Below are 17,564 nucleotides of genomic sequence, written 5' to 3' on the forward strand. Positions count from 1 at the left end.
CAAAACGAGCGTTACAAAAATTCATCATAATGAAAATGATAGTGAATTACAACGCATAAAATTGGCGCTGTTCAAACTTGTCCGCTTCGGGCGTCGCCACCAATTTTCCTTTCAAGGAATTGGTGTAGGCTTCTTCAATCAACACATCGACAAACTGCCCGATCAACTCCGGCGCTCCTTCAAAATTCACCACACGGTTGTTTTCGGTACGACCCGACACTTCACTGGCGGAGTTGCGCGATAAACGTTCCACCAAAACACGTTGTGTCGTGCCAACCATGGCTTCGCTGATGGCGGCCGTCTGCTCATTGAGTATGGTTTGCAGCGCGTGCAAGCGACGTTTTTTGGTATGCACTTCAACATCATCCGGCAAACTGGCCGCGGGTGTTCCTGGGCGGGGGCTATAAATAAAGCTAAAGGAGCGGTCATAGTTCATGTCCTGAACCAACGCCAAGGTTTCCTTGAAATCGTCACAGGTTTCGCCAGGGAAACCGACAATGAAGTCACCGGACAAGCTCAGGTCTGGTCGAATTTGGCGAATTTTACGGATGGTCGCCTTATATTCCAACGCCATGTGATTGCGTTTCATCATCGCCAACACACGATCCGATCCGGATTGGATCGGCAAATGCAAATGCGACACCAATTCCGGCACTTCCGCATAGCAGTCGATCAGGCTTTGGGTCATTTCATTCGGGTGAGAGGTGGTGTAACGAATACGGTCAATCCCCTCCACTTCGCGCACGGCATGAATCAAAACGGCCAAATCAGCCATATCGCCATCCGGCATCTCACCGCGGTAGGCGTTTACGTTCTGCCCCAGCAGGTTCACCTCACGCACACCCTGTTCCGCCAACGCCTCCACTTCGGCCATCACATCGGCGAACGGCCGACTGAATTCCTCCCCGCGCGTGTAAGGCACCACACAGAAAGTACAGTATTTGGAACAACCTTCCATCACCGAAACAAAGGCCGACACGCCATTCGATTCCGGAGCGGCCAAGTTATCAAATTTCTCGATTTCCGGAAACGAAATATCGATGACCGCGCGTTTTTTCAGCTTGCTGTTCTGCGCAGTTTCTTCCCGCAACGCCAAAGCTTCGTCAAGCATGGCCGGCAAACGGTGCAGTGTCTGAGGACCGAAGATTACGTCCACCAAAGGTGCGCGTTGGCGAATCACGTCTCCTTCCTGAGATGCAACGCACCCACCGACGGCAATGATTCGATTGGTTTTTTCCGCTTTCCACTTCTTCCAACGCCCCAGCTCATCAAACACTTTTTCCTGAGCTTTTTCGCGCACAGAGCAGGTGTTCAAAATCAGCATATCGGCTTCTTCCGGGGTTTCCACCAACGTCAGACCATAGGTTTTTTCCAAAAGTTTCGCCATCCGATCCGAATCGTATTCGTTCATCTGACACCCGTAGGTTTTAATGAACAACCCACCGGTAAACGGAGAGTCGTGAAGTTGTAATGCTGAGCTCGATGCTGACATAACGCGACCTTAAACCACCAATAACGTTTAGACTTTCGCCTTTTGCAGGCTATCTTATTGATTCTATATAATAAAATTTAAAAATAAGGGCGAGTATTCTACCACAGCAAACCCCAAGGTATCGAACTATTATATAAAGCGACTCTACCTTGCTCAAAAAGCAAAAAACCCGTCAAAGACGGGTTTTCAATATCAAGATAGCCGGAGCGAATTACAAACGGTAACACAAGTCGTAGTTCGTCGTACCGTCAATTACATACGTCGGGTCATCGCTACTTTGTATGGCTCCTTGGTTCGCGATACCATCGTCAAACTGACGATCGACAATATCCGCGACATCCCCCGGCATATCGGTAAAGCAGATAAAGTTGCCCTGAGCATTAGCATGCGGATTTTCGTCAACTTCAACCAACCCTCCAAAAGAATGGGACGGAGGCAAACTGCCGGTGCCTTTCATCAGGCCCGCTTGTCTTAAATGCGCCCAGAAAGCGCCATTTTCACCATCTTGAAGACGGCCATTGCCATTACCGGCCACACCGGCGGCTACGGCAATCGTGGAAATACTGTCATCACCCGGCATGGCACCATAACGGTCTTTGTAAGTCGTTACCGCTGAAATAATATTCTGGGCATCGTTATTTACATTTTTAACTTTGGCACCGCGAATCATCTCTTGCCCCTTAAGAACGCCTCCCAAGACCAAGCCGACAATCACCAGAACAATGGCAATTTCAACCAGCGTAAAACCGCGCTGTCTTGGATTATGATTTGTGTGCGCCATGCTTTTTCCCTCAGACATCAAAAATAAAAACCGCATAATTTTAGTTTAATTCCCAAAAACAATCAGTAAAAGAGTAAAAGTTTTTTAATCTTTTCACTCGCTTACCGCCTTTAAAACTGTACGACAAACCCGAAACGTTCATCAGAATAATCCAACTGAATCGAGCCGCCAATTGTGGACAGCAGTTCGCGAGCAATAAACAAGCCAAGCCCCATACCGCTATCGGATGTCGACCAAAACGGTTCGAACAATCGCTCCACCGGCACATTCAACTCAAACCCTTTTTCTTCAATGTAAAACCGCACTTCGCAGGACTCACTGATTTCAATATGGACCTGCTTTTCATAACAGCCATGGTCTTTGAAGTTTTCCAGCACGCTCTTCACCACTTGGTCAAACAAGGTTCTCGAGAGCTCGCAGCGTACATCGCCCTGTAGATGATAGTTTAACTCCAAACCGCTGGCCACCTTATGCACTTCTTCAGCGAAGGAAAAGGCCTCGATATCCTGCAACGGCTTATTGGGCTGAGTCATTTGCTTGATGGTTTTATCGGCGCGCTCGGTCACGGTCGGCATCATCGTTTGCAGGTGATCCACCAACGCGACTTTCTGTACGTCGGTTTTTGTCCCCTTCACCTGCTCGGACAAGAGCATAATAAACTGAGCGATGTTTTTAATGTCATGCTGTACAAACAACTGATATTTTTCCAAGCGCTTCTGAGACAACAAAAACTCCGACGTTTTACCGGAAACATCCAACTCCAACAAAACCTTGAAGTTTTGCAGCACCAGGTTCGCCAGTAACAGATTTTCCCCGCGAATACGTCCTGATGTCAGGTTCAAGCGAATACTGATTCCCCACTCGGCAATACTGATGGGGTAAGATTCCGTTCCGGACTCACCATGCTGAATGGCTTTCCGCTCGCCAAACCATTGAATCTCCCCCTGCAAGCTCTTGAAACCAGCCGCTTCCAAAATCGGCCAAGCCTGATCGACAAAATCCAGTACATCCTGGTTCACCTGACGATTGATCAAATACAGTTTCAGCAAATAGTCCCGTAGCCGATTACTTTGCAGTCGTAAATACAGAATCACCGCGAACAAGGTAATCCCGACCAGCAATAAACCGAGCGCCAGATCAATGCTGGGCTGAATCGGCATCAGTCGCGCTCCAGACCGTATTTATTAATCAAATAATAGACATTCTCACGTTTCAAACCCAAACGTCTTGCCACTTCATGGACATTGAAGTTCGTATCACTCAACACCTGCCGCAACAGCTTAAGCTCGGCCGCATTACGCGCCGATTTCACCCCAACACCCATTTCCAAATCCAGCTCAACCTTTTGAACACCTTCCTGCTCTTTGAGTTTTTGCGCTTGTGCCAAAAACAACATGGCTCGTTCGATGGCGTTTGACAATTGCTCATTCGACACCGGCTTGGACAAAAAATCAAAGGCGCCATGTTTAATCGCCAGATAAGAGGTGGCATCCGCATCCTGCCCCGTGAGCACGATCACCTTTATGCTTTTCGTGGACTCGGACACCCAGTTCAGCACTTTCAAACCTTCTTCAGCGGTGTGTTCATTAGGCGGCATCCCCATATCAAGCAACACCACATCCACAGATTGCGACCCTAAGATTTCAATCGCCTGCCGGCTGGAGGCCGCCTCATGCACTTCATACCCGAACCCTTTAACAGCCAACGCCAACATACCTCTCAGGGCCAAGTCATCATCCACAATTAAAACACTTTCCATGTCCACCTCTTTGTTTCACTTTTCCCCAGGCCTGTGCTAGAGCCCGCCGGGGTGATTTTTTAAATAATGTGATTTCGCTTCATACGCCGACACACCGACAATCTCGTCGTCAAACAAACCATCTCGATCCGTCAACGGCGCATAACCTCCCTGCCAGAAGAAGGCATCGCCATCGCAATTTTCTTGCTCTTGCACCGGTCGGTCTTGGCATCCCTCCTGACCTCGCTGGTTAAATGCCACCAGCACAGCCGGCATGCCGTCCATCTGTTTTTGAGAAGCGCCATTACAGGCTGGACCACCACTGGCACATACCGCATAATTTCCCGTGCCGCTATCAGACGCTGTTGGTGGTGTACTTAAGCCAAACACCGGCACACTTCCTCCGGCACAAGCTAGACTACAGAAAAAACTGGCCGAATGATCAACATCCTGCAATGCAGCCAACGACGCCGCGTCCGCATTGATTACGTAATGCAGTCGATTTCCGAAGCCGTCCCGCACATCCGCCAAACGTAAACCGATATCCCGATAAGGCACGTCACCCGCAACCGCATCGCAGGCTTGATTGCTTCGATTCTCAAGGCCGTCGCCTGTGCTGTCCGGACAAGGCAAAAAACCGTTCACCACCAGAAACGACAGCAGGGCTTGCTTGGTTTGCACCAATGCCTGCTCACTGTCCGCATACTTCACCTGCTCGCGCTGCGAACTTAAAGCCGACAAGGTACCGGCTGTCAACAACCCCACAATCATCAGGACCAACGCCAATTCCACCAGCGAGAACCCCGCTTGACGCTTCACACTAAGGCGTTTCAAAACCATTTACCTCAATCATCGCGCGTTTGACATCTAGCACATTCACCCAGCCTAAAAAATCATCTTGCGGGCTGTCCCGATCCAAACGAAAATCCGCATCGCCATCGCAATTCTCCAGTTCCATGGCATTCGTCATCGTTTGGTTATCGCAATTTGACCAGGCCTGCTCACCATTTCGTCCAAACGACACCACCATCGCCACTATGCCGTTATCCAGTTCCTCGCCCTGAGAATCCAGCACCACCATATTCTTTAGCCCGTCGGCATTATCCACGCCGACGGGCGGCGTATCCAGGCTAAAATACGGAGGCATATCCATCGTTCTCGGTTCATGGTCAAAATCACATGCACTTGGACAAACCCTCTTCCTCTCCCCATTCTTCTCATCCTTGCTAAGCCATGGCTCTTCGCAGTCACAATAAAACATTTTCGTTTCCGGGCAAAATCCCGACTCGGCCGGGCGCGAACGCGGCCCTTGCTGGCCAAACACACTGGCGGTTTCACACACATCATTAATATCGTCTTTATTTTCAGAACGCGCATTCACGCGATAATAAAACGGATTACCCCAAGCATCTTTCGTGGCCACACCCAACTGAACCGACGGCAAAAAACCGGATCTTTCTTTACAGTAAGTGATGCCGGCATCACGCGAAGTTGAACGGTCCTCTCGGCCATCACCATCGATATCCGGACAAGGTAAATAACGATTCACCTTTAAGAACGTCAACAAGCCATCTCGAATTTCTTGAAGCTGAAACCGAGTTTCCTTTGCTTGCTCGGCATAGCTGGTTACGCTGGTAAATTTCAAATAGCTACCCGCCAACAACCCAATCAACAACAACGCCAGCAGCAACTCTACCAGTGTAAAACCTGCCTCGGCAATTTTTGAATGCTTCTGCCCGAACAAAAACCGACTCACGGACAGTCTCCAAGCCAAGCACGCCAACCACTACCAGCTTGATTGTTGTCCGCATCATACTCATTTAACCAGTAAGCCGACTCTTCCGGCACAGAAGCTAATCGATCCCGCTGAGCACACAAACGCGCCATCATCGCCTCCTGCCATTCTTCCAGAGTAATGCCCACCACCAAATCATTCACGCCGATATTCTCACTGGATTCAGAGAAGAAAAAGCGATCACCATCGGCATTACCGTTCACGCGCACCCCATTGCCATCATAGCGTCGATCTAAATAATCTCCGATTCGAGCTTGAGCATCGCCCGCTTGGGTACGATCTTGCGCATAGCCATCCGGAAACACCTGAACGGCGTTCGGAAAAACAATCAAAGCGACGTAGCCTTCCCGGCCATTTAAATTAATCCAAGGCGGCGTTCCATCCGGAAGCGGAGTACCCGCATCCGGCGCTTGGGAAGGACTCAACACAGGGTTAAGAGGCGCATACCGTCCAGTCGAGCCGTTATTGTAAGCGTTATTCCCATTTACAAAACGCTCATCCACCACATAGAAAAACTGTTTGGGCTCCAGCCCTCCGAAAAAGATATTTCGCGTCGTAAAGCCAACGGGCAGAAAACCATACACAAAACCGGTCGTATCATCGGAAATATTGCGAGGATTACCACAAGAGGTTTCCGCCTCCAAGACAGAACCATCTCCATCCAGATCCGGACACGGCAAATACCCCAGGCCTGGTATTTTTTCAGATTCTTTATAGGTTCGTGTATTCGCTTTCAAATCGCTTAAATACAATTCAGGCTGAAGCTGGGCATACTTTAATAGCTGCTGCTTCACATCGTTCAATTGATGTAGAGCCGTCAATCGCGTTTGATCTTGGTTTTGAAACAGCCAGTTTTGTGCATAAAGCCCGAAAAACGCAGTCGCTCCGAGCACCATGACCACAATAATAACGCCTAAAACAAAACCGGATTGATTACGCTTCAAACAAGCCCCTCCCTATATCGGACTTAAAATACACAGAACACGCGAAGCTTGCAATGTAAAAGATTTTTACGCAGGAACGTTTTAAGACATGAAACCGATGTCCAGAAACAAAAAAAGCGGGCCTTGGCCCGCTTAAAACTAACTAACTATAAGGAGGAATAAATGATTATTTGATATCAAACGTTGTTGATACACCAAAGATGAAATAGTTTTGTACAACATAACCTTGCCCATCAGATACACCGTCTGCATCGTCATTGGCATAGCTTCCAGTGTATGTAATAGACCCGTCAATACCTTTAAACAATTCACGAGAATAAGAAACGTTTAAGTAGGTATTCTTCATACCATTGTTCCCTTTATCATAGGTAAGATCCCAGTCGTTATAACCTAGTTCAAGAGAGATAGGTCCAACATCACCGCTCACGTTAACATTGTAGTAATTGGTAGTCGAATCGCCGTCTGAGTTTTCAGCATCATAGATACCTGGATTGTATGCCAATGTGACACCACCAAAACCAACAGACAGGTTCAATTCGTTATACATATCGTCAAAAGCATTGGTATAGAAATAACCAGCATACCCGACACCCAAATCAACGCCACCGAAGCTTCCGCCCCATCCACCGTAGGCATCGATTTCCATACCATTTTGACCTTGGTCACCTTCGTCAACATTAGACGCCCAAGTACCAAGATAAAAACCTGAGTCAGATTCATAATCGATACCACCTTGAGCGGCCGCACCTGTTTGCTTAAGACCACGGAAAACATAAGTCGAAACCGCTCCCATATTAGCAGTCACACCCGCTTGAGTCGTAGCAGGGGCAACAGACAACGCCGCAGAAGAAGCGATGGCCATGGAAACTAAAAGTGACTTAACAGAAAAGGTTTTTTTCATTTTGATACTCCAAGTTTTACAGATAATGACTTAATAAAAATCAACCACTATATAGAAAGGAGCATACCAATAATTTAAAAATACTTACAAAACAATAACATAACAAAACCATATAAAAATACTTGAGGAATAATTAACAAAAACAACGTATTTCTGTAATATTTTGCACCATAATATTTTTTTTGCACCAAGTTACCACAACTTATAACCCTTGTTTTGTTGCTCCAAAACCCACTCCTGAAAGGCTGGCGGACCATAAGCCAAGGTCAGTGGATTTTTTTCCAAAACGGACACTTCCGGATCCTGCATTTGGTAAATCAACGGGCGCATTCTTTGCTCGGCATGCCGCATCAGCCACTGCAAAGTTTCAGGCGGAATTTCCCGCCCCACTGGAACAGCCAAATCGACATCAAAGCCTTGCCAAGACAGGACTGAATCCAAAACCAAAGCGCCGCATTCATCAGGCCGGAAATCATCCGGTAAAAAACTCCCGGACTTCACCCAGGCACATTCAAACTTCCGACATGGATCCTCTGGACGATTTTTATAATCATCACAACCCTTCCCTGTACTGTGGGGACATGGATGACCAGGATAGGCTTCACACCCTTTCACTGTTATTTGCACCCAACCATCACAACAGGCGGTACAAGGCTGACATTGACGCATAACACTCCTTGTTAACATTTGTCATTTTTTTTGTAATCTAATCGTCACATATCATAACACACCCCTTCCAACACAACCCACAGGCAAGAAACCCAAACTAAATTTCCTTTCCCACAAAAACAAAAAAGCCCCGCATAAGCGGGGCTTAGTTTTAACTTAACGGCTTGCATTGGCAAGCAATTAAATTAGAACTTGTGCAACATACCGATAGAGAAAGCGTTTGCTTCTTTCTTATCAGCATAGTCCAAGCTCACACCTTGGTGCTCAAGGTAAGCATACTCAGCATACACTTTTGTTTTCTTACCTAGAGAGTAATCTAGACCCAATGCATAGTTGGTAGAGTCTTTATACTTGTTACCAGCAGCATCTTTGTCACGGTCAACTTGAGACACTTTAACTTTAGGCATGAAGTCACCGATTTTATAACCGACGTTTGCCTGGATGTTTGTACCTTTCTCAGTGGTATTTTTAAGACCTTTACCAGAGAAATCTTGATACATTACGTTAGCAATCAATCCAGCAATAGTGTACTGAGCAGTGACACGCAACTCATCTACAGCACCAGAACCACCAGTGGTGTTTCCGTCCAAGTTATTACCCGCACCAAACGCTTTATCAAACGTGTTGTAAGCCGCTGCAAGGTACAAACCTTTTTTCTTAGAGCCATACATAGCTGCAACGGAAATAGCGTCAGTAAAGCTAGATTCTTTATCTGAGTCACCACCAGTTTCCTTAGGAATAACCGCACCAACCAATTTCACACCACCGAAAGATGGAGAAACATACGCCAATACGTTAGAAGCACGAACTTCACCACCGGCAGCGTTATAACCAAGACCACCAGCCATTGGCTTGTTATCAGACAATTTAGCATCGTTAAACATATCTTTTGGCTGAATCATTTTCAAAGGCGTATCGTGACGACCCATCAAGACCGTACCGAAACCACCGGCCAAACCAACATATTGGTTACGATTCTTAAGAGTGTCTTTACCATCGATTTGAACTTCGAACTCAACCTTATAGACTGCTTTCAAACCATTACCAAGGTCATTGGAACCTTTCACACCGATACGTGACGCACGAGAGTTAACTTGCGCACCGGATGCAGACTTGTTCTTATCGCCATTAACGTCTTTTACGTCATACTGTTCAGCAGCCATGTTGATTTGACCGTAAACGGTAGGAGCGTCAGCCATAGCGACAGGAGCGGCGATAGCAGAAGCAACTGCTAGAGCAACAATATTCTTTTTCATTGAATAGTTTCCTATATGTAGTTAGTTTTGAAGTTTGCCCACGTAACGTGAACTTGTTGGCAACTATATTGAGTTTCAAAGGGGCCTGCAACCTTTTTTCAAAAAAAAACAACAAAAATTGCATGTGTTGTTTTTTTACAACAATATTCGTGAGTTTACTTACCCCTCATTATCATCAAACCCTTTACTTGTAGGGTTGTGTTTATTTTTTATACGCTGACCTATTTATATCTCCATCGCTCCAAACCGATTTTCATACAAATGATCACGACAATTTTTGAATATCGATCCTCAATTTTTTATTTCAAAATACTTTCTTATGTCATAAAAACATCTCTAAAAAAACAGTCATACCTTGCCAACCCGCTCCCAGTCTTCGTTCGTAGTTTTTACCCCTAACCTTTATCGAGTTTTATCAAAACCATCTAGCAGATTTTTTATCAAAATTGGTCATTTTTTGCGCTTGATTTCCAAAATTGTTTGCACTATATTTTGTTAAGGATTTAGATTGTTTAACTATATATAGTGTAAAACTCAAAATATAAGCACTAGGTTACTCTTCCCTTTTTAAGTCCCATTACACGATACTCATCTAAACAACTGAAAACATTAAAAAGATTGCGAGCTATGTCTAAAGAAACCATGAATGTCACCAAACGCAACGGCAAAACCGAGCCGATCGATTTAGAAAAAATCCACCGCGTCATCACCTGGGCGTCGGAAGGATTGGAAAACGTCTCCGTCTCCGAAGTGGAACTCCGGTCTCATATTCAATTTTACGACGGCATGAAAACCGCCGACATCCATGAAACCATTATCAAATCCGCTGCCGATTTGATTTCCGAATCCGCACCGGATTACCAACACCTGGCAGCACGCCTGGCAATTTTTCACCTTCGTAAAAAAGCGTTTGACCGCTTTACACCGCCAACGCTGTTTGAGCATGTCAATAAAATGGTTCGCAATCACCTATATGACACTCAGCTATTGGACGACTATACAAAAGCGGAATTCGACGAACTGGATAACTACATTAAGCACGAACGCGACATGAACTTCAGTTACGCCGCCGTGAAGCAGCTGGAAGGCAAATACCTGGTTCAAAACCGCGTCACCGGCAAAATTTACGAAAGCCCACAGTTTATTTACATGCTCATTCCAATGAGCCTATTCGCTCATTATCCAAATGAAGCGGAAGAAGGTAAAACACGCCTGGATTATATTAAACGCTTCTACGATGCAGCTTCGAACTTCAAACTCTCCTTGCCGACACCAATTATGTCCGGCGTCCGTACTCCGACGCGCCAATTCAGTTCCTGCGTCTTGATTGAATGCGGGGACTCGCTGGATTCCATCAATGCCACCTCGTCATCCATTGTGAAATACGTTTCGCAGCGTGCTGGCATCGGTATCAACGTCGGTCGCATTCGTGCCCTCGGCAGTGAAATTCGTCACGGAGAAGCCTATCACACTGGGATGATTCCATTTATCAAGCACTTCCAAACCGCGGTCAAATCCTGCTCACAAGGTGGCGTTCGCGGCGGAGCCGCCACACTGTTCTACCCGATCTGGCACTTGGAAGTCGAATCCCTAGTGGTTTTGAAAAACAACCGAGGCGTAGAAGAAAACCGCGCCCGCCACCTGGACTATGGCGTGCAAGTCAATAAACTGATGTATCAACGCATGATTGAAGGCGGCAACATCACATTATTCAGCCCATCGGACGTGCCCGGACTTTATGAAGCCTTCTTCGACGACCAGGATGAATTCGAACGCCTTTACAGCATTTACGAAGCGGATGACAGCATCCGCAAGAAAACCGTCAAAGCACTGGACCTTTTCACGCAAGTGGCGCAAGAACGTGCTCAAACCGGTCGTATTTACATTCAAAACGTCGACCACTCGAATACGCACAGCTCGTTTGATCCGAAAAAGGCACCGATTCATCAATCCAACTTATGTTTGGAAATCACGCTTCCGACTCACTCACTGGATTCAGTCGACGACCCTAACGGTGAAATTGCACTGTGTACACTTTCCGCATTTAATCTGGGCGCCTTGGAAAACCTGGACGAGTTGGCTGAATTGTCAGACTTGATCGTCCGCGCATTGGACAGCCTTCTGGATTATCAGGACTATCCCGTCGAGGCCGCACGTCGCGCCAGCATGGGTCGCCGCACCTTAGGGATTGGCGTGACCAACTTGGCCTATTACCTGGCCAAAAACCATGCGAAATATTCCGACGGTTCCGGCAATGGCTTGGTGCACCGCACTTTCGAAGCCATTCAGTATCACCTGCTGTCTGCCTCTTTGAATCTGGCGAAGGAAATGGGCAAATGCGAATGGTTTGAAGACACAAAATACGCGCAAGGCATCCTGCCGATTGACACCTACAAAGCCGACTTAAACGAAGTCTGCGACGAGCCATTGCATTTGGATTGGGAGACTCTACGCGAGGAAATCCAACAGCACGGCCTGCGCAACTCCACCATGACAGCATTGATGCCTTGCGAAACCTCTTCGCAAATCACCAACTCCACCAACGGCATTGAGCCGCCACGTGGCTACGTTTCGGTTAAAGCGTCTAAGGACGGCATTTTGAAACAAGTCGTTCCCGGCTTTAAAGAGCACAAGGACGATTATGAATTGCTCTGGCAAATTCCGAACAATAAAGGCTACTTGCAGCTGGTGGGGATTATGCAGAAATTTGTCGACCAGGCGATTTCCGCCAACACCAACTACGACCCGGCGACGTTTGACGAAGGGCGCGTTCCGATCAAACTGATTTTGCAAGATCTGTTATACGCTTACAAAATGGGCTTAAAAACTCTGTATTATCACAACACGCGTGATGGAGCCGACGACGCTCATGAAGACGATGGTTGTGCCGGTGGTGCCTGTAAGCTTTAAACCACAGCATAAAACACAACCCAATAAAAAAGGCGTTCTTAGGAACGCCTTTTTTATTTCGGGTGAAACACAATTCATATCTCATTAACGCATTACAAGCGTTAATCACATCCAACCCATCCCTCTCAACAATCCGTCAGCCCTTATAAAACCCTGTTAGCCATAAAACATACAGGCCCCATATTCACACAGCCCACATTTCTTTCAGACATAAAAAAACCGCCAGGCCTGGCGGTTTTTCGTGTTCCGTAAAACGGTAAAGCGAATTAACGTTTCGAGAACTGTGGACGACGACGTGCTTTGCGAAGCCCCACTTTTTTACGTTCAACCTGACGCGCATCACGAGTCAATAGACCACGCTGACGCAGAGCAGAACGGTTTTCATCGTTGAATGCCAACAATGCACGAGAGATACCGTGACGAACCGCACCGGCCTGACCGGTTGTTCCACCACCTTTTACCGTGACAGTGACATCAAACTTTTCAACATTTTCAGTCGCTTCCAGTGGCTGGTTAATCACCATCAAATCGGTTTCACGCGCGAAATATTCTTTCACGTCACGACCGTTGACAGTCATTTTGCCAGATCCCGCTTTCAAGAAAACGCGAGCCACTGAGTTTTTACGACGACCTGTTCCGTAATATTGTTCTGTTGCCATTCTCAATTCCCTCTTACAAGTCTAGTTCTTTAGGTTGTTGTGCAGTATGTGGGTGCTCGGCACCGGCATACACTTTCAGTTTTTTCAACATTGCACGGCCTAGAGGACCACGAGGCAACATTCCTTTAACGGCAAACTCAACCGGACGAGTCGGCTTGTTACCAACCAGAGTTTCAAAGTTTGTTGATTTCAAATTACCAACATACCCTGTTACGTGGTGATACATTTTGTCAGTACGCTTATTACCGGTAACGGCCACTTTATCCGCATTGATAACCACGATGTAGTCACCACAATCAACGTGCGGCGTGTATTCTGGCTTATGCTTACCGCGCAAACGGGCTGCGATTTCAGCCGCCATACGACCTAAAGTTTTACCGTCAGCGTCAACGATGTACCAGTCACGTTTTACTTCAGCTGGCTTTGCAACAAATGTTTTCATAACTTTGTCCTAAAAATAAATAGCTAATCCATTCCAACTATCCGGCGAACCGAATAATCACTTACTGTTTAACGGGCAATAAGAAGGGGTAAGGATTAAAGAGTGGGATTTTAGAGACTTTCTCTCTAAAGTCAAGCGTTTACCGGAATAAAATACAATATTCATTTTTTACCAGGCCTGGCGAAAAACGGAACCGAGAAAGACAGCGCCAAAAGCGCCCGAAAACGTCGTTAAAACCCTAAATTGTCGGATGCTTCCTGCAAAAAGGCTTTTAGCTTCTGTTCAACACGGCGAAACTCCTTCACCACTAAGTGCCCCTTATCGGTTAACTGGGTGCCACCACCGGCTTTGCCGCCGTGCTCTTTCAGCACCAAAGGCTCGTCGAACATCTGATTCAGTTCATCGATCAATTTCCAGGCCTTTTTGTAGGACATGCTCATTTCCTTGGCCGCCTGATTGATGGAACCGAGCTTGTCGATTTTTTCCAGCAACGTAATGCGCCCGATGCCGACATAGGCTTCGTCCTTGCCCATCAGCCAAAAACGCGCGCGGATGTTTTCGGCGTAAGCATCGCCCGGCAATTTGGTTTTCAATTTGCTTTTCGCCGTTTTTGTCTCGTCAGTCATAAAAGCCTATTGATTTTTGCTCAGAGAGCGTTAACAATTGAACGGTAAAGTCGGATTCAAACAATACAAGACCTGTATTTTACATACTTAACAGACTATGGGAGAAGATAAATGAACATTGGAACACTGGACAGATGGCTTCGAATCATTATCGGCGCAGTACTGATTGTTTTGGCGGCCACCGACGTTTTAGGGCTTTGGGCTTATATCGGCATCATTCCGCTGGCCACCGGCATCATCCGTTGGTGCCCGATCTACACCTTGCTGGGCATTCAAACCTGCCCATTGCATGATACGGTCAAACGCTAACAACAACGGCTGTCTGACAGCATAAAAAAAGCCCGGCATTGCCGGGCTTTTTACGTTTAAACGATTAACCGGAAATCGTTTATTTTTGGATGCCGTGGAAAGTGTTGAATTTCTTCATGGCTTCCACCGGCTTTTGCTTACTGGTTTTCTTAGTCAATACGTACACAACCGTTTCACCGTTTGGACCTGCACCGATGTCAGAATAACGGAAGTTATCCACGTGCAGCTTCACAAACTCGTCAAACGTCGCCCAAGAAGTGAAAACATAAATACGGTTATGTTCTTTTTCAACCACTTCAGCATAAAAATCTTCTGCCGGCGCCATTTTGCCAGACATCATTTCTTCCGCCGGGTTGGTGGTTTTCTTTTTGTCGTCTTTGGTCAAACCATACACAACCGTTTCACCGTTCGGACCCGCACCGATGAAGGTACGACGATAAGGTGTTTCACCATGTTCCATATACTTTTTGTAAAGATCGCCGTCATAGAAAACGTTCATACGCTCATCCATCACGATGTACAAATCATCGTTTACGGCTTGTGAGGCTTCTGTCGTGGTATCGGCTTTCTTCTCAGGGGCTGTCGAACAGGCCGATAGGAAACCGGCCGCCATCATCGCGATAAATAGTTTTTTCATGGTTTAACTCTCTTAAAGTTTATAAAAATTACCCGCTCATTCTAAAAGCGCTACATAACAGCCATGTGAATGAAAGATGACAAAAAAATGAAACCCGCTTCATCCCAGACCAAATCGCCGATAAGCAATCTTCACCTTCATTGGCCCCTCCGCCGATTTTCCCTAAAAAAACTCCGCCTTTAAATTGGAGACGCTTTCATAAAGGGTTTATAATATTAGAAAAATAACGAATGCACTTTTTTCATGGAACCCTCTAAGATACTGCAAAACGACTGCCGATACACCCTCCCGAACCCAGACGCTCAGGAAGTTTCCCTGCGGGTGCTCGATAAGCTAAAAGACCTGGACATCAACGCCAACCCGATTCACTTCACACTGTTCTATGAATTGTTGACCAAAATCAACCCGGACATTGCCGAACAAATCGAACATGCTTTACAGTTTAACGCTTACGACGAAAGTTCCGCCCGTGTTATTTTCAACACCCTCTGGTCGGAAGTCATTAGCCACAGCATGCACTCGGAAGAGTTCTCCACCATCATCAATGAACTCATTCTGTACATCGAAAGCTGGGTAAACGAAGCCAAAAGCAAGCATGACGAACTGGACAGCCACATGCAGGCCATTGACGGGCTCAAAAACCCCGATGAAATCGTCAGTCGCTTGAAAACACAGGTTCTGCCCACCATCAAACATTATCAAAGCGAAACCAATGCTCTGCAAACGCAAATTGCCGAAACCAGCGATGAAATCAAACGATTGAAAAAAGAACTCGACAAAGCCACCGCCATCGCCAAAACCGACGATTTGACGAACATTCCGAACCGTCGCGGTTTCAACGAAATCATAGAAGGCGTCATGCAAGAGGCCAACGACACACAAAACAGCTTTGCGTTACTGGTACTGGATCTCGATTTCTTCAAACAGATTAACGATAATTATGGCCACCTGGTCGGCGACAGCATTTTGCGTTATCTGGCGAAAAGCCTGCATAACGAAACCAAAGGCAAAGACTTCATCGCCCGCATCGGCGGTGAAGAGTTTGTGGCCATCCTGCCACATACCAGTTACGATTCGGCCCTAAAAGTCGCCAATACCATTCGTCAGAAAATCGCTTCCAGACCGTTACAAGTACGGGGCGACAAAAAGCCGATCAACCTCACGCTTTCCGTCGGCGTCGCCATGTACCAACTGAACGAAACCATTGAATCGCTTTTCGACCGTGCCGATAAAAGTCTTTACATAGCCAAGACCACCGGTCGCAATAAAGTGTGCGGCGAAGCCGATTTATAAAGACTGTCATGCGTAAACGCTGTGCGTTGAATATCATTTCCGGCCAGCTCGGCGCCGGAAAAACCACATTACTGAAACATTTGTTGCAGCAAAAACCGGATAACGAACACTGGATGTTGCTGGTCAATGAATTCGGCGCCGTCGGCATTGACGGTCCGATTCTGGAAAGCGCCTCCCAAACCAGCGTTACCCAAATTCCCGGCGGCTGCATTTGCTGCACCGCCAAGTCCGAACTCGAAACCACCGCCCTGCAATTGTTGGACGAGCAACAACCCGACCGCCTGCTCATCGAACCAACCGGACTCGGCGAGCCGGACAGTTTGGTGGACTTATTCACCTCCGGCCAACTCGCCGGACGTTTCGATGTCCAAACCCTGTTTTCCGTGTTCGATTTACAACAAGCCGACTTGGAAGAGTTTGATCGCCTGTCGATTTTACAAAGCCTCTTCAATATGGCGGACGTGATCGTACTGAATAAAAAAGATGCCGTATCGGAAGACTGTATCCGCCAAGTCCAAGCTTATTGCGAGCAACTTTACCCGCCCAAACAAGCCATTTACATAACCCAACAGGCGCAAGTGCCATTGAATGAAATCCGGCACCCTCACTTTCATCACGACACCTACCAGCCCACTGCGCAACCCTTCAGCCCGTTTGCGTCTTTACACACGGCACACAACCCCCATGCCGAGCACACCCAAAGCACACTGCCTTACACGCCCGTAGCCCTGCCCAACTTATTAGAACGCGTTTATCAAACACAATTGGACACTCAAGCCATTGGGTGGGTTTTCGATAACGACATCACCTTTGACTGGGCCAAGCTGTTCCAGTTATTGGAAAGCTTGGGGCAAAACCGTTTTCAAGATTCGCTGAGCTCGGTGAAACGCGCCAAAGGCATTTTCCGGGTCGGCTCAACACCGAGAATGTTGTTTCAGTGGGTCAACGGCCAAGCCACGCGTGAATTCATTGCCTACCGTAAAGACAGCCGTCTGGAACTTCTGCTCGACACCTCACCGTTTGACTTCCCGGCCTTTGAAAAAGCCTTACAGGGCTGCATCAAAACCGAGGCCTAACATCACCTTTCTAACGCCACCTTTTCAATTTAATTC

18 protein-coding genes are annotated in these 17,564 nt (G+C 47.0%); 4 read left to right on the top strand and 14 right to left on the bottom strand.

From position 1 onward, the window contains the following. Positions 1-46: 46 nt before the first annotated feature. From miaB to AYJ59_RS10900, 10 genes are all read right to left on the bottom strand, one after another. Positions 47-1,492 carry a tRNA (N6-isopentenyl adenosine(37)-C2)-methylthiotransferase MiaB gene (miaB, locus tag AYJ59_RS10855; RefSeq protein WP_127120095.1) on the bottom strand — a complete coding sequence of 482 codons (1,446 nt, stop codon included), beginning with the start codon at positions 1,490-1,492 and terminating at the stop codon, positions 47-49. Positions 1,493-1,703: 211 nt separating this feature from the next. Continuing rightward, positions 1,704-2,273: a type II secretion system protein gene (locus tag AYJ59_RS10860; RefSeq protein WP_164730767.1), complete on the bottom strand. Its 570-nt coding sequence runs from the start codon at positions 2,271-2,273 to the stop codon at positions 1,704-1,706. Positions 2,274-2,383: 110 nt separating this feature from the next. Beyond that, the gene (locus tag AYJ59_RS10865) at positions 2,384-3,433 is read right to left on the bottom strand and encodes an ATP-binding protein (protein ID WP_127120097.1); all 1,050 of its coding nucleotides are present in this window, start codon (positions 3,431-3,433) and stop codon (positions 2,384-2,386) included. Beyond that, positions 3,433-4,032: a response regulator gene (locus AYJ59_RS10870; RefSeq protein ID WP_127120098.1), complete on the bottom strand. Its 600-nt coding sequence runs from the start codon at positions 4,030-4,032 to the stop codon at positions 3,433-3,435. Before AYJ59_RS10870 ends, AYJ59_RS10865 begins: the two co-directional genes overlap by 1 nt. A gap of 36 nt (positions 4,033-4,068) precedes the next feature. Then, on the bottom strand, positions 4,069-4,845 hold the full coding sequence (locus AYJ59_RS10875; RefSeq protein WP_164730768.1) for a type II secretion system protein: 777 nt from the start codon (positions 4,843-4,845) through the stop codon (positions 4,069-4,071). After that, positions 4,832-5,767 carry a prepilin-type N-terminal cleavage/methylation domain-containing protein gene (locus AYJ59_RS10880; protein ID WP_164730769.1) on the bottom strand — a complete coding sequence of 312 codons (936 nt, stop codon included), beginning with the start codon at positions 5,765-5,767 and terminating at the stop codon, positions 4,832-4,834. Before AYJ59_RS10880 ends, AYJ59_RS10875 begins: the two co-directional genes overlap by 14 nt. Continuing rightward, positions 5,764-6,750, bottom strand: coding sequence for a hypothetical protein (locus AYJ59_RS10885; protein ID WP_127120101.1), 987 nt, complete (start codon positions 6,748-6,750; stop codon positions 5,764-5,766). Before AYJ59_RS10885 ends, AYJ59_RS10880 begins: the two co-directional genes overlap by 4 nt. A gap of 166 nt (positions 6,751-6,916) precedes the next feature. Next, a complete protein-coding gene (locus AYJ59_RS10890) occupies positions 6,917-7,651 on the bottom strand; it encodes a TorF family putative porin (protein WP_127120102.1) in 735 nt (244 codons plus the stop codon). Positions 7,652-7,843: 192 nt separating this feature from the next. Beyond that, on the bottom strand, positions 7,844-8,320 hold the full coding sequence (locus tag AYJ59_RS10895; protein WP_237260329.1) for a hypothetical protein: 477 nt from the start codon (positions 8,318-8,320) through the stop codon (positions 7,844-7,846). A gap of 185 nt (positions 8,321-8,505) precedes the next feature. Further along, positions 8,506-9,576, bottom strand: coding sequence for a porin (locus tag AYJ59_RS10900; RefSeq protein ID WP_127120104.1), 1,071 nt, complete (start codon positions 9,574-9,576; stop codon positions 8,506-8,508). 627 nt (positions 9,577-10,203) lie between these two features. On the opposite strand from AYJ59_RS10900, the gene nrdA reads away from it, so the two are divergent. Then, positions 10,204-12,486 carry a class 1a ribonucleoside-diphosphate reductase subunit alpha gene (gene nrdA / locus AYJ59_RS10905; protein ID WP_127120105.1) on the top strand — a complete coding sequence of 761 codons (2,283 nt, stop codon included), beginning with the start codon at positions 10,204-10,206 and terminating at the stop codon, positions 12,484-12,486. Positions 12,487-12,752: 266 nt separating this feature from the next. Here nrdA and rpsI read toward each other — a convergent pair whose 3' ends face one another. The 3 genes from rpsI to AYJ59_RS10920 form a co-directional block, all read right to left on the bottom strand. Further along, positions 12,753-13,145, bottom strand: a complete 393-nt coding sequence (gene rpsI / locus AYJ59_RS10910) for a 30S ribosomal protein S9 (protein WP_029939745.1) — start codon at positions 13,143-13,145, stop codon at positions 12,753-12,755. A gap of 13 nt (positions 13,146-13,158) precedes the next feature. Next, on the bottom strand, positions 13,159-13,587 hold the full coding sequence (rplM, locus tag AYJ59_RS10915; RefSeq protein ID WP_029939744.1) for a 50S ribosomal protein L13: 429 nt from the start codon (positions 13,585-13,587) through the stop codon (positions 13,159-13,161). Between the two features lie 230 nt (positions 13,588-13,817). After that, a complete protein-coding gene (locus AYJ59_RS10920; protein WP_127120106.1) occupies positions 13,818-14,213 on the bottom strand; it encodes a winged helix-turn-helix domain-containing protein in 396 nt (131 codons plus the stop codon). A gap of 111 nt (positions 14,214-14,324) precedes the next feature. Between AYJ59_RS10920 and AYJ59_RS10925 the strand changes: the two genes are divergently transcribed. Further along, positions 14,325-14,522: a YgaP family membrane protein gene (locus AYJ59_RS10925; protein WP_029939742.1), complete on the top strand. Its 198-nt coding sequence runs from the start codon at positions 14,325-14,327 to the stop codon at positions 14,520-14,522. A gap of 79 nt (positions 14,523-14,601) precedes the next feature. On the opposite strand, the gene AYJ59_RS10930 is transcribed toward AYJ59_RS10925, so the two are convergent. After that, on the bottom strand, positions 14,602-15,159 hold the full coding sequence (locus AYJ59_RS10930) for a hypothetical protein (protein ID WP_029939741.1): 558 nt from the start codon (positions 15,157-15,159) through the stop codon (positions 14,602-14,604). A gap of 243 nt (positions 15,160-15,402) precedes the next feature. Here AYJ59_RS10930 and AYJ59_RS10935 point away from each other — a divergent pair, with 243 nt between their 5' ends. Continuing rightward, a complete protein-coding gene (locus AYJ59_RS10935; protein WP_127120107.1) occupies positions 15,403-16,452 on the top strand; it encodes a GGDEF domain-containing protein in 1,050 nt (349 codons plus the stop codon). Between the two features lie 8 nt (positions 16,453-16,460). Continuing rightward, the gene (locus AYJ59_RS10940; protein WP_127120108.1) at positions 16,461-17,528 is read left to right on the top strand and encodes a CobW family GTP-binding protein; all 1,068 of its coding nucleotides are present in this window, start codon (positions 16,461-16,463) and stop codon (positions 17,526-17,528) included. Positions 17,529-17,564: the final 36 nt, after the last annotated feature.

Source organism: Thiomicrospira sp. S5, assembly GCF_003991075.1.
In the GTDB taxonomy this organism is placed as follows: Bacteria; Pseudomonadota; Gammaproteobacteria; order Thiomicrospirales; family Thiomicrospiraceae; genus Hydrogenovibrio; species Hydrogenovibrio thermophilus.